Source organism: Flavobacterium sp. N502536, assembly GCF_025947345.1.
GTDB lineage: Bacteria > Bacteroidota > Bacteroidia > Flavobacteriales > Flavobacteriaceae > Flavobacterium.
Window position 1 is genome coordinate 3,613,000 of record NZ_CP110011.1, and the last position, 18,197, is coordinate 3,631,196.

General features: G+C 36.2%; 18 protein-coding genes. 12 read left to right on the forward strand and 6 right to left on the reverse strand.

Features of this window, described 5'->3' with window-relative positions; all coding sequences use genetic code 11:
* Nucleotides 1–62: 62 nt before the first annotated feature.
* Nucleotides 63–809, forward strand: a complete 747-nt coding sequence (locus OLM61_RS15280; protein ID WP_264523490.1) for a hypothetical protein — start codon at nucleotides 63–65, stop codon at nucleotides 807–809.
* 22 nt (nucleotides 810–831) lie between these two features.
* Here OLM61_RS15280 and OLM61_RS15285 read toward each other — a convergent pair whose 3' ends face one another.
* Nucleotides 832–3,054, reverse strand: a complete 2,223-nt coding sequence (locus tag OLM61_RS15285) for an FUSC family protein (protein WP_264523491.1) — start codon at nucleotides 3,052–3,054, stop codon at nucleotides 832–834.
* Between the two features lie 201 nt (nucleotides 3,055–3,255).
* On the opposite strand from OLM61_RS15285, the gene def reads away from it, so the two are divergent.
* The 3 genes from def to mazG all read left to right on the forward strand — a co-directional run bounded on the left by def (nucleotide 3,256) and on the right by mazG (nucleotide 5,394).
* A complete protein-coding gene (gene def / locus OLM61_RS15290; protein ID WP_264523492.1) occupies nucleotides 3,256–3,846 on the forward strand; it encodes a peptide deformylase in 591 nt (196 codons plus the stop codon).
* A 70-nt stretch (nucleotides 3,847–3,916) separates the two neighbouring features.
* Nucleotides 3,917–4,402: a DUF5606 domain-containing protein gene (locus OLM61_RS15295; protein ID WP_264523493.1), complete on the forward strand. Its 486-nt coding sequence runs from the start codon at nucleotides 3,917–3,919 to the stop codon at nucleotides 4,400–4,402.
* Between the two features lie 221 nt (nucleotides 4,403–4,623).
* Nucleotides 4,624–5,394 carry a nucleoside triphosphate pyrophosphohydrolase gene (gene mazG / locus OLM61_RS15300; RefSeq protein WP_264523494.1) on the forward strand — a complete coding sequence of 257 codons (771 nt, stop codon included), beginning with the start codon at nucleotides 4,624–4,626 and terminating at the stop codon, nucleotides 5,392–5,394.
* On the opposite strand, the gene OLM61_RS15305 is transcribed toward mazG, so the two are convergent.
* Nucleotides 5,395–6,075 carry a Crp/Fnr family transcriptional regulator gene (locus OLM61_RS15305; protein ID WP_264523495.1) on the reverse strand — a complete coding sequence of 227 codons (681 nt, stop codon included), beginning with the start codon at nucleotides 6,073–6,075 and terminating at the stop codon, nucleotides 5,395–5,397.
* Between the two features lie 203 nt (nucleotides 6,076–6,278).
* Between OLM61_RS15305 and OLM61_RS15310 the strand changes: the two genes are divergently transcribed.
* The 8 genes from OLM61_RS15310 (at nucleotide 6,279) to OLM61_RS15345 (ending at nucleotide 14,997) form a co-directional block, all read left to right on the forward strand.
* Complete coding sequence (locus OLM61_RS15310; protein WP_264523496.1) at nucleotides 6,279–8,666, forward strand: heavy metal translocating P-type ATPase; 2,388 nt, start codon at nucleotides 6,279–6,281, stop codon at nucleotides 8,664–8,666.
* Nucleotides 8,667–8,782: 116 nt separating this feature from the next.
* Complete coding sequence (ccoS, locus tag OLM61_RS15315; protein ID WP_264523497.1) at nucleotides 8,783–8,974, forward strand: cbb3-type cytochrome oxidase assembly protein CcoS; 192 nt, start codon at nucleotides 8,783–8,785, stop codon at nucleotides 8,972–8,974.
* A 2-nt stretch (nucleotides 8,975–8,976) separates the two neighbouring features.
* Nucleotides 8,977–11,163, forward strand: a complete 2,187-nt coding sequence (gene ccoN, locus OLM61_RS15320) for a cytochrome-c oxidase, cbb3-type subunit I (protein ID WP_264523498.1) — start codon at nucleotides 8,977–8,979, stop codon at nucleotides 11,161–11,163.
* A 7-nt stretch (nucleotides 11,164–11,170) separates the two neighbouring features.
* On the forward strand, nucleotides 11,171–11,365 hold the full coding sequence (locus OLM61_RS15325) for a CcoQ/FixQ family Cbb3-type cytochrome c oxidase assembly chaperone (RefSeq protein WP_264523499.1): 195 nt from the start codon (nucleotides 11,171–11,173) through the stop codon (nucleotides 11,363–11,365).
* Nucleotides 11,366–11,367: 2 nt separating this feature from the next.
* Nucleotides 11,368–12,309: a cbb3-type cytochrome c oxidase N-terminal domain-containing protein gene (locus OLM61_RS15330; protein ID WP_264523500.1), complete on the forward strand. Its 942-nt coding sequence runs from the start codon at nucleotides 11,368–11,370 to the stop codon at nucleotides 12,307–12,309.
* Between the two features lie 4 nt (nucleotides 12,310–12,313).
* Nucleotides 12,314–13,732, forward strand: a complete 1,419-nt coding sequence (gene ccoG / locus OLM61_RS15335; RefSeq protein ID WP_264523501.1) for a cytochrome c oxidase accessory protein CcoG — start codon at nucleotides 12,314–12,316, stop codon at nucleotides 13,730–13,732.
* An 11-nt stretch (nucleotides 13,733–13,743) separates the two neighbouring features.
* Nucleotides 13,744–14,193, forward strand: coding sequence for a FixH family protein (locus OLM61_RS15340; RefSeq protein WP_264523502.1), 450 nt, complete (start codon nucleotides 13,744–13,746; stop codon nucleotides 14,191–14,193).
* A 102-nt stretch (nucleotides 14,194–14,295) separates the two neighbouring features.
* Nucleotides 14,296–14,997 carry a sulfite exporter TauE/SafE family protein gene (locus OLM61_RS15345; protein WP_264523503.1) on the forward strand — a complete coding sequence of 234 codons (702 nt, stop codon included), beginning with the start codon at nucleotides 14,296–14,298 and terminating at the stop codon, nucleotides 14,995–14,997.
* Here the strand turns inward: OLM61_RS15345 and hemN are convergent.
* From hemN to OLM61_RS15365, 4 genes are all read right to left on the reverse strand, one after another.
* Nucleotides 14,994–16,358 (reverse strand): oxygen-independent coproporphyrinogen III oxidase, encoded by a 1,365-nt coding sequence (gene hemN / locus OLM61_RS15350; protein ID WP_264523504.1) that lies wholly within the window; start codon nucleotides 16,356–16,358, stop codon nucleotides 14,994–14,996. The two genes, OLM61_RS15345 and hemN, sit on opposite strands and share 4 nt — an antisense overlap.
* A 267-nt stretch (nucleotides 16,359–16,625) precedes the next feature.
* A complete protein-coding gene (locus tag OLM61_RS15355; RefSeq protein WP_264523505.1) occupies nucleotides 16,626–17,096 on the reverse strand; it encodes a hypothetical protein in 471 nt (156 codons plus the stop codon).
* A 113-nt stretch (nucleotides 17,097–17,209) separates the two neighbouring features.
* Nucleotides 17,210–17,557, reverse strand: a complete 348-nt coding sequence (locus tag OLM61_RS15360; RefSeq protein ID WP_264523506.1) for a hypothetical protein — start codon at nucleotides 17,555–17,557, stop codon at nucleotides 17,210–17,212.
* A gap of 120 nt (nucleotides 17,558–17,677) precedes the next feature.
* Nucleotides 17,678–18,100 (reverse strand): DoxX family protein, encoded by a 423-nt coding sequence (locus OLM61_RS15365; protein ID WP_264523507.1) that lies wholly within the window; start codon nucleotides 18,098–18,100, stop codon nucleotides 17,678–17,680.
* Between the last annotated feature and the right edge of the window lie 97 nt (nucleotides 18,101–18,197).

Below are 18,197 nucleotides of genomic sequence, written 5' to 3' on the forward strand. Positions count from 1 at the left end.
TTTACTTTGGGAAACTAACGTGCTAATTTGGGTGTAATTGAGATAAGTAGCAAAAGATTGAAATGAAAAAAATCAACATTATGAAGAGCGGAATTGTGTTATCCTTTTTGTTTGCTTTGCAGATTAGTTTTGCACAAAATACGTATAATGGGAATTTTGGTATTGGAGTAGAATATCCTTCGCAAAAATTAGAGGTAGCTGGTAGTGGGTTGTTTAATGGAAGAGTAATCAGTACCGTATCAGGAGATATAGGGGGTGAAATTGTAATCAATAATCCTTCAAAAGTGTCTAATGGTACTGCGAGATCGTGGAGTATCTTAAATATGACTGGTGGTTATGGTAATAGTTTGCAGTTTTGGGCCTATGATTATTTAGGCTGTGCCGCTGGAGGATTATGTGCCAATCGCTTTACTATAATGGACAACGGAAATGTAGGTATAGGGGTTTTGAATCCAAATAATAAATTAGACGTAAAAGGTGTAATTCATTCTCAGGAAGTAAAAGTTGATATGTTAGGGTGGTCAGATTTTGTATTTAAAAAAGGACATAATTTACCAACTCTTGAAGAAGTTGAGAAACATATAGCCGAAAAAGGGCATCTGGAAAATATCCCAAGCGAAGAAGAGGTTTTGAAGAATGGAATTAATGTGGGAGAGATGAATGCAAAATTGCTTCAGAAGATTGAGGAACTTACTTTGTATATGATCGAAATGAAAAAAGAGAATCAAAGAGTTACCGATGAAAATCTTCTAATGAAAAAGAATCAGACAGCATTAGAAAAAAGAATAATTAAGCTTGAAAGAAAGTAAGATAAAAACAAATCCAGATGAATTAATCTGGATTTGTTGCTTTAAATTCCTTTGTAATCTTTAAAATCTTTTCTGCCAGATTGCTCATCCAGATCAATTGCTCAATGACCATTTGAGCTTCCTGCATTTTGGCTTGTCGCGTTTCTTTATCCAAATCATCATCATCGGCCAGACGCTTAAAATTAACACGTTTAAGCTCTTCAAATTGCAAAGTCACATCTTCCTTGTCAAAATAAGTATCGTTTACTATTTTTTCATTTCTTAAAACGGCAATGGCATGGTCCAGATTTGAAAGAATTGTTTTTATAATGTAATTAAACGATTCCGAAGCTGAAGTAGTTTGATGAGACTGAATATAAGTAGATAAAGAGGCCAGAGCCGATAAGATCGAATGGTTTAACACCACCAGTTTGTTGACCAGCGGAAGTGTTTTTTGCTTTGATTTAGGCTCCTGCATCATGCGCTGAAAAGAAGTCATCAGGTTACCGACCTCAACAAAAGCATTTTTTCGGGACAATCGGTATGAGGTAGGAACTTCCCCTTTTTTATTGTAGAAATCGGCAATCTCTTTCAGGTAATTTCGATTGGCACGTATCGAATTTTCAATGTGTATCGGCGTGTTGATAAACTCCCAGGCAGGCCATAAAAACTGATTGGCTAAAAACGCTAAAATGGCTCCGGCAAGTGAATCCAAAATTCGAAACTGAATTACCTGAACTACATCCGGGGTTAAAATTCCATAAATAAAAACCACATACATCGTCACGAAAGTGGCGCTTATTTTATAGTTAATCTGTGTAAACGAAATACCAAGAAGCATACAAACAATAGAGAAGATGCTTAGTACAACGTGATTTTGAACCAAAGAAACGATTCCGAACGCTAACAAACCACCTAAAATAGTACCGAAAATTCGATTATAGGATCGTTCTTTTGTTAAACCGTAACCCGGACGCATGATCACGACTATGGTGAGTAAAATCCAATAGACATTTTGAAACGGAAGAAATTTTCCAATGACAAAACCAATTAAGATAGTTGTCGTTAGTCGTATCGAATGTCGGAAAATAGAAGACGAATACGATAAATTCTCAGTCAGAGTGCGCAATGGATAGTACTGGGGAGTAAGAAACTTTTCCAGCTCTTTGTCCTTGTCCTTTAATTTATAAGACTGCATGGCAAGCGAAAAAGCACGCTGGATAATTTTAATTTTTCCAACCTGATTTTTAGCATATTTCAGCATATTGGTTAACATCAAAACCCCTTCGGCTGCTTCTTCTTTGCCTAAGGTTTTTTCGTAATCAAAAATGGCAAATTCAAGAGCGTCCAGCTCATTCTTTAAATCATTCTTGTCTACATATACACTGATATTGTGCACATTTTTAGAAAGTTTTTTTAAAGTAGAAGCCAGTTTATAAGCCACATTCTGGTAGGTTCGAAGCACTTCGGGATGTGCGGCAAATTTTTCATGCAGTTTATCGTGGTCAAAAGAAGTGTATAAGGCCAGTTCCTGAATCTCCACCAGAGTGATAAAAACAAGCAGCATCTTTCGATTCTGACTTGTAGCTCCCGAGGTATTTTGATTGCCAATAAGCATCTTTCTTAAATCCTCATGAATCAGGTTTAGTTCGACCTGGACACTTAATTGTTTCTCGATAATGGCTTTTCTGTTGGCTTCGGGGTTCCATAAGTCACCTCTGAGTTTTAAATATTTGGCGGTTAGTTTTATGCCTTCAGCAATTTGAAGTTCGACATATTTATACGGCTGTACAAAATGAAATACAAGGGATACGATAAGATACAAAATTCCTCCAATAAAAATAAAACCCGAATACTCAAAAGCTTCCCAGTCTTCATGCAAATGACCAAATGATAAGGAAATCGATAGTAAAGCAGAGAAAGAAACCAAAGTAGCACGCTGACCGTACACCGAAATCATCGAACACAAAAACAATAAAAAGCCTAAAAAGGGATAAAACAAAAAGGGATAAGGGTAGGCGAGATTTACTAGTAAGTTGACTCCCGAAACAATAAAGGAAGCCACAATAAGACCTTTTATTTTATGGCTTAATGAACTCGGAACATCACTTGGGTACGTATAAAATGCACCTAATGCAATGGTAAAACCTATTTCGAAGTGTCCAAGAAAATTTAAAATTAAGACGGGAACGACTGAAGCAATAGTTACTTTTGAGGCATTTAAAAAAGAAGTACTGTTGGTAAATTTCGAGATACGATCAAACATATATTGAGGTTTACAAACAAAGGTAAGAATTGTACGAATTAATTTGGCATAATTATGGATGAGTTTTTGGCGAGATTGCAAAAAATGATATATAATATAGCTTTCGAATTATTCATTGACTATTTTTTACTATTTTTGCCAGCTGAATTAAAGGAATTAAATTCAGTGTTTTTCAGTAGATAATACATTAAAATATTACAAATGATTTTACCAATTGTAGGATATGGTGATCCTGTTTTAAGAAAAGTGGGTGAGGCTATTACGCCGGATTATCCAAACTTAAAAGAAACAATAGCAAACATGTACGAAACCATGTACAACGCTTTAGGAGTTGGGCTTGCCGCGCCTCAGGTAGGTGTGCCTATTCGTTTGTTTGTTATTGATACGACTCCTTTTAGTGATGATGAGGATTTGCCGTTAAATGAGCAGGAAAATTTAAAAGGTTTCAAAAAAACTTTTATCAATGCTAAGATTCTGAAAGAAGAAGGCGAGGAATGGAGCTTTAACGAAGGCTGTCTGAGTATTCCGGATGTTCGCGAAGACGTTTACAGAAAACCAACCGTTACAATTGAATATTGTGAGGAAGATTTTGTAATGAAAACCGAAGTTTTTGATGGTTTAATTGCAAGAGTTATTCAGCACGAATACGACCATATTGAAGGAGTTCTGTTTACAGATAAAATTTCGTCTTTGAAGAAACGTCTGATCCAGAAAAAATTAAAAAACATTACAGAAGGTAAAACATTTCAGGAGTACAGAATGAAATTTTTTGCTGCAAAAAAAGGAAGATAGTATTCTAAAGTATGAATTTAGAATCAAAGAAATATAATAAATCAAATTCTTAATACTAATTTTAATAAACATGAATTTAGAGAAAATTTTAGCCATTTCTGGGAAACCAGGTTTATATGTATTGAAAGTACAAACCCGTACTGGTTTTGTGGCAGAATCATTAACAGATGGAAAAAAAATCACAGTAAACTTAAAAAGTAATGTAAGTTTATTATCAGAGATTTCAATTTATACTTACGAAGGCGAAAAACCATTAACAGAAGTAATGCAGCGTATTGCTACTAAAGAAAATAAAGGGCAAGCCATTTCACATAAAGAAGACAATGCTACATTAGCGGCTTATTTTAAAGAAATTTTACCTGAATACGACGAAGAAAGAGTGTATCCTTCTGATATTAAAAAAGTATTAAACTGGTACAATACACTTCAGGCTAAAGGTTTGGTAACAGATTTGGCTCCTGCTGCGGTTGAAGCGGTTGAAGAAGCTCCTGCTGTTGAAGAAAAACCAAAAAAAGCAGCTGCTCCTAAAAAAGCAAAAGCTAAAAAAGAAGAATAGTAGTTTATAACATTCTTTAAAGGTTCTAAGGCACTAAGTTTTGAAGTGACTAAGTTCATTCTAGATTGTTAAAAAAGGATTAGGCTCAGGATCTTAGAACCTCAAAATCTTAGAACCTCAGAACCTAAAAACTTAAAATATATTAATCCTGTTAAGATGTTTTCTTGACAGGATTTTTTACTTTTACAAACAATCGTCGCAACCCCGATAAAACTTCAAAAATGAGCAAAGAACTTCAACTAAAAGCCTTCGAAAGATTACTAATTATCATGGATGAACTTCGTGAGCAGTGTCCGTGGGATAAAAAGCAAACCTTGCAAACGCTCAGACATCTTACCATTGAAGAAACCTATGAGTTAGGAGATGCTATTTTGGACAATGATTTAAATGAGGTGAAAAAAGAATTGGGTGATTTGCTGCTGCATATTGTTTTTTATGCAAAAATAGGCTCAGAAACCAATGATTTTGATATGGCAGATGTGTGTAACGAGATTTGCGATAAACTCATTCACCGTCATCCTCACATCTACAGCGATACCAAAGTTAAAGACGAAGAAGAAGTAAAGCAAAACTGGGAAAAACTAAAACTAAAAGAAGGTAAAAAATCAGTGTTGGAAGGCGTTCCAAGAAGTTTACCAGCATTGGTTAAAGCCAGTCGAATTCAGGACAAAGTAAAAGGAGTTGGTTTTGACTGGGAAGAACCGCATCAGGTTTGGGATAAAGTGCAGGAAGAACTCGAAGAATTACAAATTGAAGTAAAAGCCGGAGATCAGGATAAAATAGAGGCCGAATTTGGTGATGTACTATTCTCCATGATCAATTATGCCCGATTTTTAAATATAAATCCTGAAGATGCTTTGGAGCGCACCAACAAAAAGTTTATCAAACGCTTTCAGTACCTTGAAAGTAAAGCGGGCGAATTGGGGAAACCTTTAATGGACATGACTTTGGCTGAAATGGACGTTTTTTGGAATGAAGCAAAAAAACTGTAATTATTCTGCCAGTTTTTTTAAAGCTTTGATGTCCTGAAGTTTGATTTTTTTACCGGTTAGTTCAATTAATTTCAGCTTGTTGAAATCAGATAATAGGCGGATGCAGCTTTCTGTGGCTGTACCAATAATACCGGCGAGTTCTTCTCTTGTGAGCTGAACTTTAAGGGTTTTATCCGGGTTTTCACCAAAATCGTCGTGCAATTGCAGTAAAGTTTCTGCCAAACGTTGTTTTACCGTTTTCTGAACCAATGCAATTTTATCGTTTTCAGATTCTTTTAAATCTTCACAAATCGACTGCATCAAATTCATAGAAAACTGATTGTTGTTATTAAAAAAGTGAAGAATTTCAGCTTTCGGAATAAAACAAACCTCCATATCAGCAACCGCTTTGGCCGATAAGTTGGCAGGTTCATTGCTAATCATAGAGCGCTGACCTAAAAGTTCTCCTGATTTTACCAGTTTTACAATTTGATCTTTTCCGTTAGCACTTAATTTAGAGAGCTTTCCAACCCCGTCTTTTACACAAAAAACGCCATTGGTAACTTCGCCTTCCTCAAAAAGAGCATCTCCTTTTTTAATCGTATAGGTCGTCTTGCTATTGGCCAGCTTCACAACTTCATCTTTATTAAGCGCTTTTAGAGAAGAAAGCTGTCTTACGATACATTGGTCACATTTATTCATAGCAAAAGGATTTGCTGCAAAATTAACCAATATTCGCTTTCGCAGCTAGTGTTCGGACAGAAAAAACACATAAAAAATAGGATGTCGTTATTTGGCAGATTTATTTTATTAAATTAGAAATCGATTTCCGGGTAATATGATAAATGTCATATTAAAAGTCACCTCTTATTCTGAATATTTGTAGTATCAAAAAAAAACAAATTATGAGTGAGCAAAGTTGTTTTCATTGTGGTCTTACGATTCCTAAAAATGAAGAGATCAATTTTGATGAAAAAAAGTTTTGTTGTGCCGGTTGTAAAACCGTTTACGAAATTTTTAGTCTTCATGATTTAACCTGTTACTACGATTTTGAAAAGTCCCCGGGTGCTACTCCACAGGATATAAAAGGGAAGTATGACTTTTTAGACAATGAAGCTATCCTTTCAAAAGTACTGGAATTTCAGGAGGGGAATACTGCAATTGCTTCTTTGAATATCCCCTACATTCATTGCAGTTCCTGTATCTGGATTCTCGAAAATTTAAACAGAATTCAGCCCGGAATAAGCCTCTCTCAGGTGAACTTTCCCGAAAAGAGAGTCCGAATTACATTTAATTCGGATACGGTTTCTTTAAAAACTATAGTTTATATGCTCAGCTCCATAGGCTATGAACCCTATATAAGCTTAGAAAATTACGAGTCCGGAAAAAATAATGTTGACAGAAGTCTGACCTATAAATTAGGCGTTGCCTTTTTTTGTTTCGGAAACATCATGTTGCTTTCATTTCCGGAGTACTTCGAAATAAAGGAATTTTGGCTGGACAATTATAAACCCTTTTTCAGAATCCTGATTTTTATACTCGCGCTGCCCAGCTTTTTATATTCGGCAAGTGGTTACTATGTTTCGGCTTACAAGAGTATCAAATCGGGGATGTTGAATATTGACATTCCAATTGCGTTGGGAATTATCGTAATGTTTGTCCGCAGTACTTTTGATATTGTAATGAATTACGGATCTGGTTTTTTTGACAGCTTAACAGGTTTGGTTTTCTTTATGCTGTTGGGAAAGATGTTTCAGATCAAAACCTATAGTTTTTTAAGTTTCGAAAGAGATTTTAAATCTTATTTCCCAATTGCAGTCACAAGAATTAATCCCGACACCTCCGAAGAAAGTGTTCCTGTTTATGATGTTTTAAAAGGAAACAGACTGCTCATTCGAAATCAGGAACTTATTCCGGTTGACGGAATTCTGATTAGCGAAAAAGCCGAGATAGACTATAGTTTTGTAACTGGAGAAGCGGTTCCGATTACTAAAAAGTCAGGCGATAAAGTTTTTGCCGGAGGAAAACACATCGGTAAGGTGATCGAAATGGAAGTATTGCATTCGGTATCTCAAAGTTATCTGACGCAATTGTGGAGTAATGAAATTTTCCAGAAAAAGGTGCTTCAAAAACACAAAACTATCACAGATACGATAAGTCGTTATTTTACTCCCTTATTATTATTAATTGCTTTTGCCGGTTTTGGATATTGGATTTCGATTGATGCCAATACCGCTTTTAATGTTTTTACTGCTGTTTTAATTGTGGCTTGTCCGTGTGCATTAGCCCTTACGGCACCGTTTACCTTTGGTAACATATTGCGAATCATGGGCAAACAAAAAATGTATTTGAAGAATGCTTTGGTTATCGAGCAACTCGCCAAAGTAGACACCATTGTTTTTGATAAAACCGGTACCCTCACGACCAATAAGAAATCGAATATTGTATATGAGGGGAATCCTCTTTCGGAAGAAAATTACAGACTGATCAAAAATGTGCTTCGTGCTTCAAATCACCCTTTGAGCCGAATGTTATATGATTTTCTGCCGGAGGCAACTAAAATTAAAATTGATGATTTTCAGGAGATTACCGGTAAAGGAATTCAGGCAACCGCAGAAAACACCATCTTAAAAATTGGATCGGGAACCTTTGTTGATAGCCCTGGTACGGAATCTTCTGAAATTGAAAAAACAAGTCTCCACATCAGAATCAATGACACTTATTATGGAAAATTTACATTCCAGAATCAATATAGGGATGGTTTAGAAGCGCTTTTTTCGGCATTGAGTCAGGAATATCAAATAAAAGTGCTTTCCGGAGATAATGACGGAGAGCGTACCACCCTCGAAACCATTCTGCCCAAACATACCGAGCTGATCTTTAATCAAAAGCCAGAGCAGAAGTTAGAGTTTATCAAAAAGCTGCAGGAGGATGGCCATAATGTTATGATGGTTGGAGACGGTTTAAACGATGCCGGTGCTTTGGCACAAAGTAATGTAGGAATTTCGATCTCTGAGAATGTCAATGTTTTTTCACCTGCCTGCGATGCAATTTTAGATGCAAGCGAGTTTTCAAGACTGAATTATTTTTTAAAATTATCGCACAAATCGATTGCGATTATTAAGATGAGTTTTGTTTTGTCGTTGCTGTATAATGTTGTAGGACTTTTTTTCGCAATTACAGGAAATTTACTGCCTTTGGTGGCCGCTATTATTATGCCTTTGAGCACAATTACGATCGTAAGTTTTGTGACTTTGATGTCTAACTACTTCAGCAAGAGTAATTTAAAATAATTATAAATAATTCAATTGTTATTTTTTTATAAATTTAACATTTAGACTTAGTCAATGATAATTATCATATTTTACCTGCCAATAACCCAGTAATTTTGTTAATATAAACTTAAGGTATGAGTGTTATCTATCTATTAATTACAGTAAGTATTTTCGTAGCAATCGGGTTCTTCATTGCTTTTATTCTAGCTGTCAAATCTGGACAGTATGATGACGATTATACACCTTCAGTCAGAATGCTTTTTGATGATGAGACTAAAATTGCCCCAGAGAAGAACAATTTACCAATAAAAGAAAAACAAGTATAATTATGGAAATGGAACAGTTTTATTACGACAACAAAATTGTTAAAAAATTCATTTACGCCACTATCTTATTTGGGGTAGTGGGGATGTTAGTGGGGCTTACCTTAGCGGTAATGTACCTTTTTCCCAACATTACAGATGGGATCTCCTGGCTTAGTTATGGTCGATTACGACCTTTACACACCAATGCGGTTATTTTTGCCTTCGTTGGAAATGCCTTTTTTGCCGGAATGTATTATTCCTTGCAGCGTTTGTTAAAAGCCAGAATGTTCAGTGACTTTTTGAGTAATTTACATTTTTGGGGTTGGCAACTTATTATTGTGGCGGCGGCTATTACATTGCCCTTAGGGTATACTTCTTCAAAGGAGTATGCGGAGCTGGAATGGCCAATTGATATTGCCATTGCGCTTATCTGGGTCGTAATGGGGATCAATATGATTGGTACCATGCTGCGTCGTAGAGAACGTCATTTGTATGTAGCCATTTGGTTTTATCTGGCAACATTTGTTACCGTTGCGGTACTGCACATTTTCAATAATATCGAGATTCCGGTTTCGGCTTTAAAAAGTTACTCGGTTTACGCAGGGGTTCAGGATGCTTTAGTGCAATGGTGGTATGGTCACAATGCGGTTGCATTTTTTCTTACTACACCCTTTTTAGGATTAATGTATTACTTCGTTCCAAAAGTAGCCAATCGTCCGGTATACTCTTATAGATTATCAATTATACACTTCTGGTCCCTGATCTTTATTTACATCTGGGCTGGTCCGCACCACTTATTGTATTCTGCTTTACCAAACTGGGCTCAGAATTTAGGAGTTGCATTTTCAGTAATGCTTATTGCACCATCCTGGGGAGGTATGATCAACGGACTTTTAACTTTAAGAGGAGCGTGGGATAAAGTCCGTGAAGAACCGGTTTTGAAATTCTTTGTAGTAGCTATTACAGGTTACGGAATGGCCACTTTTGAAGGACCGATGCTTTCACTTAAAAATGTAAATGCTATCGCGCATTATACAGACTGGATCGTTGCACACGTACACGTAGGAGCTTTAGCCTGGAATGGTTTCATGTCATTTGGTATTATTTACTGGTTGATTCCCCGTATGACCAAATCGGAGTTGTTTTCTAAAAAATTAGCCAACTTTCATTTCTGGATAGGCACCTTAGGAATCATTGTTTATACCATTCCGTTGTATGTAGCAGGTTTTCAACAAGCTTCTATGTGGAAACAATTTAATCCCGATGGAACTTTAGTTTACGGTAACTTCCTTGAGACCGTTACGGCTATTATGCCAATGTACTGGATGAGAGCCATTGGAGGTAGTTTGTATTTAATAGGAATGCTGACATTGGTTTACAATATTATTATGACCGTAAAAGCGGGTAATACCATTGAAGATGAACTGGCACAAGCTCCGGCTTTACAAAGAATTAGCAGTGGAAGACTTAATGGAGAGAAATTCCATACCTGGTTGGAGAGAAAACCAATTCAGTTAACCATTCTGGCAACAATTGCTATTTTAATTGGAGGTATCATTCAAATTGTACCTACGATTATGGTCAAATCGAATATTCCGACGATTTCAAGTGTAAAACCATACACCCCTTTAGAATTGGAAGGACGTGATTTGTATATCAGAGAAGGTTGTGTGGGATGTCATTCACAATCCGTTCGTCCGTTCAGAAGTGAAGTAGAGCGTTACGGACCGCAATCAAAAGCAGGAGAGTTTGTATACGATCATCCATTTTTATGGGGATCAAAACGTACAGGTCCCGATTTGTTAAGAGTAGGTGGGAAGTATAATGACAACTGGCATTTTAATCATATGTGGAATCCACAAAGTACTTCAGCAGGTTCAATCATGCCGGGTTACAAATGGCTGTTTGACAATGAAGCGATGGACATTTCGCTGACGCAGAAGAAAATGAAGGCTATGGTGTCACTTGGAGTTCCTTATACCGAAGCAGAAATTGCAAATGCTCCTAAAACATTAAAGGCACAGGCCATGAAAATCGAAAAAAGCCTGGAGAATGATCCTGATTATGTAAAAAGTTATGAGGACAGTAAGAAAAAAGCAATTGCAAAAGGCGAAAAATTCGTTCCGATGAATGAGAGAGAAATTGTGGCTTTAATTGCTTACATACAAAGACTTGGAACGGATATTAAAGTAAAGCAACCTTCTAAATAACAGCATTATGTTTGAGCAAATAAAACACAATATGGAGAACATTTCGGGTATAGAGATTTACCCGATACTTTCTCTGTTGATATTCTTTTTCTTCTTTGTAGGCCTGGGAATCTGGGTGTTTTCCTATAAGAAAGAAAAAATTGAAGAAATGAGTGCGATACCTTTGAATGAAGGGCTTATTATAATTTCAAAAGATAAATAAAAATGAAAAGATTTTTCCCAGTATATGTAAGAGTGCCATTGATTTTCTTCATTGTCTTTGCTTTGATGGAGTACTTTATAGATTCGGGCGACAAACCAGCTTTTATTAAGTATCCGATGGTTTCTGTTTTTCTGCTTGTTTTTCTGTTTATTCTGATTGCCATCGAAATAACGCTGAGCGCTGTTAATAGGGTCATGTACCAATTGATGTCGCCTGAAGAAAAAGCAAAACTAGAGCATGAAAAGAGTTTAAGCCTCACAGAAAGTACCTGGTACAAAGAGCTGATGCATAAACTTACCAAAACAGAGCCCATTGAAAAAGAAGGCGACTTGTTGATGGATCATGATTATGACGGTATTAAAGAGTTGGATAATAACTTACCGCCTTGGTGGGTGTACCTGTTTTATATCTGTATTGCCTTTGGTGTAATCTATGTAGCACGTTACGATGTTTTTGGTGCTGATGATCAGGAAATGGAGCTGAAAAAAGAAATGGCTCAGGCCAAAATAGATGTAGAAGAATACCTGAAAACAGCCCCGGATTTGATGGACGAAAAAACAGTAGTATTGTTGACAGATGATGCAAGTTTAGCTGCCGGTAAAGAAATCTTTATGACCAATTGCGCAGCTTGCCACAGAGCAGACGGTGGAGGACAAATTGGACCCAACCTGACCGACGACCATTGGATTTTAGGAGGTGGTATTAAAGAGATTTTCCACACCATTACCAATGGGGGACGTGACGGAAAGGGAATGGTTTCCTGGAAAACCAACGGTATGAAACCTAAAGAAATTCAAAAAGTAGCAAGTTACATCTTGTCTTTACAAGGTAGTAACCCTAAAGATCCAAAAGAACCGGAAGGTGAGGTTTGGGTAGATAAAAGTGCTCCTAAAAAGGGCGATACAGCAGAAAAAACAAAAGATAGTACAGAAGTTAAAAAATAATACCATGTCAAATTTACCAGACGAAGCTTTTAGAGATACCATTGGAACTATTGATGAGGGCGGCAAGAGAAAATTTATTTTTCCTAAAAAACCGTCTGGTAAATTTTACGAATACCGGAAAATAGTCAGTTATATTTTGCTGGTCATTTTAATTGCGAATCCGTTTATCAAAATAAATGGAAACCAATTCATGATGTTCAATGTCATCGAACGACGTTTTAATATTTTCGGATTTCCATTTTGGCCTCAGGATTTTTATCTCTTTGTGATCTCAATGCTCGTCGGAATTGTATTCATCATCTTGTTTACAGTGGTTTTTGGAAGAATATTTTGCGGATGGATTTGTCCGCAGACCATTTTTCTGGAGATGGTTTTCAGACGAATTGAATACTGGATCGATGGAGACCGTGGTGCACAAATGCGATTGGCAAAACAGGAATGGAACGCCGAGAAAATTCGAAAAAGAGGAACCAAATGGACCATCTTTTTTCTGATCTCTTTTGGAATTGCCAATGTGTTTTTAGCCTATCTCGTTGGTAGCGATGAACTTTTTTTAATGGTTGAACAAGGACCAATTCAGCAGGCCAGTAATTTTATAGCATTGCTTATTTTTACAGGAGTCTTCTATTTTGTATTTGTTTGGTTTCGGGAGCAGGTTTGTATCATTGCCTGTCCGTATGGGCGACTGCAAGGGGTACTTCTGGACAATAAATCGATCAATGTGGCGTATGATTTTGTACGTGGAGAGAAGGAGGAAGGCCGTGCTAAATTCAATAAAAAAGAAGACAGAGCCTTAACCGGAAAAGGAGATTGCATCGACTGTCACCAATGTGTACACGTTTGCCCGATGGGTATCGACATTAGAAACGGAACTCAGCTGGAATGTACCAACTGTACAGCCTGTATCGATGAATGTGACACTATTATGGAAAACGTTGGTTTGCCTAAAGGACTGATTCGTTATGCATCTGAAGATGAAATTGAGAAAAAAGCACCTTTTAAATTCACCACAAGAATGAAAGGTTATACCGCCGTTTTATTCATCTTGCTGAGTGTGTTTGTCGGAATGCTGTTTTTAAGAACCGATCTGCAGGCTGTTATTCTGCGTTTACCGGGACAGTTGTTTCAGCATAAAGGAGACAAAATCAGTAATGTGTATACCTATAAAATTGTCAATAAAACAGTAAAAGATTATAACGATATTCATTTTGAGCTCATCGATCAGAAAGGGGAGATTAAAAAGGTTGGAAAAACACATTTTAAAGTAGCTAAAGAAGGCATTTCGCAAGGAACATTATTTATAGAAATAGACGAAGTGCTTTTGGAAAGCGATAAAACAAAAGTGAAAATTGGGGTTTACAATGGCAAAGAATTGTTGGAAACCACCACCACTAACTTTTTAGGACCGCGAAGTTTTAATTAAAAAATACGATTATGAAAATAAATTGGGGAACCGGGATTGTCATTGCATTTGCATTGTTTATGACTTTTATTTTATATTTTGTTTTTGAAGTACAATCCAACAGTAAATACGACAACGATTTGGTTGTAGAAGAATATTACAAGCACGATTCACATTTTCAGGAAGAAATGGCACGTGTTCAGAATGCTCAGGATTTACAGCAAAAACCTTCAATTGCCTATCACAAAGATGGAGTTGAAATTGTCTTTCCTGCCACTTTTGAAAATGATAAAGTCAAAGGGAACATCTTATTGTACCGCCCGTCAAATAAAAAGTTTGATTTTAATACCCGAATTGCTTTAACCAACTCAGCCTTGTTGATTCCAAAAAACAAACTGGTAAAAGGGCGCTGGGACGTTAACATGGAATGGCAGTACGATGGCAAAAAATACCTGTCAAAAGAGGTAATCTATGTAAACTAATAGTATAAAATGACTTGTCAAAAGAAGAATTTTTCAATTGACAAGTCATTGTTTTTTAATCCTTATTAAGGATCTAATCTGTAGTAAAAAAAATAAAAAAAAATGTTGTACTCCGCTTTCATATTTGGATTAATCAGCAGCTTACATTGTATCGGAATGTGTGGTCCAATTGCCATGATGTTGCCTGTAGACCGCCAGAATGAAGCTAAAAAGGTAACTCAGATGATTACCTATCATTTAGGACGATTAACCGCTTACGCCACCATCGGACTGATTTTTGGATTGTTGGGAAGAGGATTCTTTTTGGCCGGACTTCAGCAAAAAATGTCCATTTTTATTGGTCTCGCAATGATAGTCGTTGTTTTGGTTCCGGAGAAAATCTTCTCCAAATACAACTTTTCTAAACCAGTCTATAAAGTAATCTCCAGGATAAAATCGAGCTTAGGCAATCAATTTAAAGACCGTAGCTATAAATCTCTTTTTACGATCGGATTGTTGAATGGCTTTCTGCCTTGCGGAATGGTTTATGTAGCCTTATTTGGTGCTATTGCCATGCAAAGCGCCAGTTTGGGAGTGCTGTATATGCTGCTGTTTGGATTGGGCACTGTACCGCTTATGACCCTTGTAGTATATGTAAATTCGTTGATCAAACTTCCTTTTAGAAATAAAATACAAAAAGCAATCCCTTATGTTGCTGTGGTCATTGGTGTTTTATTTATCCTTAGAGGCTTAGGTTTGGGGATTCCTTATATTTCCCCATCTAATATGAGTTTGTTTGTTCAGTCGACTCCTAACTGTCATTAAACAGTCATAGAGAACAGGTTGGTTTCGGGAGATTTTCTTTTTAAGTGCAAATCAAAAGCCATACAGATATTACGAACAAAAGGTCGGCCAGCTTCGGTAATGCTAATTTTGTTTTCTTCAATTACAAGTAATGCATCGCTTTCCATTTCTTTTAAATCCGATAAAACAGTTGGGATTTCTTTAAAATATAAAGAGGCATCAGCCCATGAAGTTTCAAATTCGCAGGTTAAATTTAAAATGTGTTTTCGAATTATTAAATCTTCATCATCCAGTATGTGACCTTTTACCACCGGTAATTTGCCGCATTCCAACAATTGATAATACTCTTCCAGGGTTTTGGTGTTTTGAGCAAAGCTATACCAGCTGTCACTAATAGACGAAACACCCAGACCTATCATCAACTGTGTTTTTGAAGCACTGTAGCCCATAAAGTTTCGATGCAATTCTTTATTTTGAGCTGCTTTGTACAAACTATCCGTTGCAAAAGCAAAATGATCCATACCAATTTCATGATAACCATTTTGAGCAAGCAATTGTTTGCCCACCTCATATAGTTTTCTTTTTTCGGCATCCTTTGGAATGTTTTCATCATTAAATCCACGTTGACCATTTCCTTTGATCCAGGGCACGTGTGCATAACTGTAAAAGGCCAAGCGATCCGGTTTTAACGAGTTTGTTTTCTCAACCGTATCAATAATATTTTCGACAGTCTGAAAGGGCAGGCCAAATATAATATCGTGGCCAATAGAAGTATAACCTATCTCTTTTGCCCACAAGGTAACTTTGGCAACATTGTGAAAAGGCTGAATGCGATGAATCGCCTTTTGAACTTTCGCTGCATAATCCTGAACGCCAAAACTAACCCTGCGAAAACCTAAATCGTATAATTTTTTAAGCTGTTCGTAGGTGGTATTGTTAGGATGGCCTTCAAAACTAAACTCATGATTTTCGGCTTTTTGAGCACTATTGAAAATACCATTAATGAGTTGTTCCAGGTTGTTTTTGGAGAAAAAGGTTGGAGTTCCTCCTCCTAAGTGAATCTCTTTTATAATTGGCTTTTCCGGAAGTAAAGTACAATAAAGGCTCCATTCTTTTAAAAGCGCTTTAATATAAGTTTCTTCCACAGCGTGATTTTTTGTAATTCGTTTGTTGCATCCGCAAAAAGTGCACAAGCTTTCACAAAAGGGTAAGTGAATGTATAAACTGATTCCGTTTTGTGAATTGCTTTCTGCAAAAGCCCTTTGTAATGTTGTCACCCATTTTTGCTCGTTAAAATTACTTTCATTCCAATAAGGAACGGTTGGATAACTGGTATAACGCGGACCGGGAACATTGTATTTCTGTGTCAGTGAAATTTTCATAAAAAAGGATTTTTGGATACTCAAAATTAGAATACCGACACCAAAAATAAAATGACAAATATCATATATAAAAAAAGAGACCCATTTTGAGCTACAGTAAGAACACAAGTATAAAAAGTAACACAAATTGCACGGATTATCACCAATTTGTTTGTGGAATTCATTTTACAAACAAGGTTAACGTATTAAAATTTGTGCAAATTCGTGGAATTTGTGTTCAGACTGTAGCCCATTTTGAGCCTCTTTTAGTGAATTAATTAACTAACATTAAATAGAATCCTGAATGATTTTAAGCCATTTTTTGGCAAACATATGATCCTGATAAGCGCTTATTTGTTTGATGCGGTCATCGTCGAAATCATAGAATGCGATTGTAATTTTTTTAGAAGTTTCTCTGTCCAGAAATTCAAAATCAATTTTTAGTATAGTGTCTGAGTTTCCGTCGGTAGTCAGTACTAGTTTACAGGAAGAGACACTTCTTAGATCAACGTAAGTAGATTCTTCCTGATTTGGATTGAAGTTCATCAGGATAAATTTTCTGTTTTTCTGATCGATCGTCAGCGTTTTATTGCTTTGAGATTCTGTCAGATCAAAGTCTTCCGGATGAGTTGGATTGAATTTCTTTTTTATGTTTAAGATTTTTGTTTTGCTTGCAGCGCTTGATCTGGCTGAAAAATAAATAGGAATGGCTACTATGATGGCGATCACAATACCAATTATGGTTACACTCGTTTCCATTTTTGATGTAAAATTTGATAAATTAGTATGAAATAGTAAGCTGCTTTCAGGATGAAAACGGCTTATGGTTTTGGAAAAGAAAAGTCTTCTCCGCCAGAATTTCATAAAGTAATCTACCAGAAAAAATGGAAGGGATAGAGCATTAAAAGAACCTTTTTGCTCTGGGTATTGAATTGATTGGCAAAGTTTGAAGCTGCATGTACAGCCTGATGCTGTGGAATAGCAACCAATAAAGAGTCAAACCACTTAAGTAAGGCGGGATGATTGGTTTTTATATTTCCGACCAGATTGTAACCCGTTTGTGGCTGTATAAAAGCCAAAGAATCGGTATAGTCGATAGAAAACGTAGTATCCGCTTTTTTGCTTTCCGTTTTTTCAATAGCAGATTCGTTTGCCTGAGCAGCAAAAAATGCGATGATCAAAAGTGATGCAAATATAATGGCCTTACGAATCCAATTCATGGTCGCGAATTTAACTCTTAAAAGACAATTAAAGAAATTTTAAAGGATTAATTAACTTTAAAAAAGGACTAATTATTTTATCCTCAACATTTAATTGGTGCAGTTGAGGATAAAACAAAGTTATTGTTGCATTTTGAAATAATAATCAGCTGAGTGTTTTCCGCTTCCGTAGAATAAAAAGAATACACAAACCAGCAAAACTACAATAGCAAGAATTAAGCTTTCGGAATGCATGTGTCCCATAAAATTAATCAGAATGGCCCCAAAAAGGATGGGCAACTGAGCAGCTATTGCCCAACGGGTGAGTAACCCAAAAACAATCATGATACCACCAATCATATGGGCTGGTGCTATATAATGTAATAAAAACATTCCGCCACCAAACTTGTCAATGGGAGAAATTAAATCATGCAGATATTGAACATTCGTTACAAATGAAACTCCTTTCATAAATAAAAAAATCCCCAATACAATACGTACTAAATCTACAGGTAAATAAGTGTGCGAATTCGCCCATTTATTTAAACTTTTTACATTTTCCATGATACTACGTGATTAAAAATTACCCACTAAAGTTACTGATTTTTAATGATATATTTATTTTTAAGTAACTGAAAATAAGTTTTTTACTTTTAATTTA

Bases quoted from the DNA above. Each gene is read 5' to 3' on its own strand.
- OLM61_RS15280 (WP_264523490.1), top strand. From the start codon at position 63: ATGAAAAAAATCAACATTATGAAGAGCGGAATTGTGTTATCCTTTTTG.
- OLM61_RS15285 (WP_264523491.1), bottom strand. From the start codon at position 3,054: ATGTTTGATCGTATCTCGAAATTTACCAACAGTACTTCTTTTTTAAAT.
- def (WP_264523492.1), top strand. From the start codon at position 3,256: ATGATTTTACCAATTGTAGGATATGGTGATCCTGTTTTAAGAAAAGTG.
- OLM61_RS15295 (WP_264523493.1), top strand. From the start codon at position 3,917: ATGAATTTAGAGAAAATTTTAGCCATTTCTGGGAAACCAGGTTTATAT.
- mazG (WP_264523494.1), top strand. From the start codon at position 4,624: ATGAGCAAAGAACTTCAACTAAAAGCCTTCGAAAGATTACTAATTATC.
- OLM61_RS15305 (WP_264523495.1), bottom strand. From the start codon at position 6,075: ATGAATAAATGTGACCAATGTATCGTAAGACAGCTTTCTTCTCTAAAA.
- OLM61_RS15310 (WP_264523496.1), top strand. From the start codon at position 6,279: ATGAGTGAGCAAAGTTGTTTTCATTGTGGTCTTACGATTCCTAAAAAT.
- ccoS (WP_264523497.1), top strand. From the start codon at position 8,783: ATGAGTGTTATCTATCTATTAATTACAGTAAGTATTTTCGTAGCAATC.
- ccoN (WP_264523498.1), top strand. From the start codon at position 8,977: ATGGAAATGGAACAGTTTTATTACGACAACAAAATTGTTAAAAAATTC.
- OLM61_RS15325 (WP_264523499.1), top strand. From the start codon at position 11,171: ATGTTTGAGCAAATAAAACACAATATGGAGAACATTTCGGGTATAGAG.
- OLM61_RS15330 (WP_264523500.1), top strand. From the start codon at position 11,368: ATGAAAAGATTTTTCCCAGTATATGTAAGAGTGCCATTGATTTTCTTC.
- ccoG (WP_264523501.1), top strand. From the start codon at position 12,314: ATGTCAAATTTACCAGACGAAGCTTTTAGAGATACCATTGGAACTATT.
- OLM61_RS15340 (WP_264523502.1), top strand. From the start codon at position 13,744: ATGAAAATAAATTGGGGAACCGGGATTGTCATTGCATTTGCATTGTTT.
- OLM61_RS15345 (WP_264523503.1), top strand. From the start codon at position 14,296: ATGTTGTACTCCGCTTTCATATTTGGATTAATCAGCAGCTTACATTGT.
- hemN (WP_264523504.1), bottom strand. From the start codon at position 16,358: ATGAAAATTTCACTGACACAGAAATACAATGTTCCCGGTCCGCGTTAT.
- OLM61_RS15355 (WP_264523505.1), bottom strand. From the start codon at position 17,096: ATGGAAACGAGTGTAACCATAATTGGTATTGTGATCGCCATCATAGTA.
- OLM61_RS15360 (WP_264523506.1), bottom strand. From the start codon at position 17,557: ATGAATTGGATTCGTAAGGCCATTATATTTGCATCACTTTTGATCATC.
- OLM61_RS15365 (WP_264523507.1), bottom strand. From the start codon at position 18,100: ATGGAAAATGTAAAAAGTTTAAATAAATGGGCGAATTCGCACACTTAT.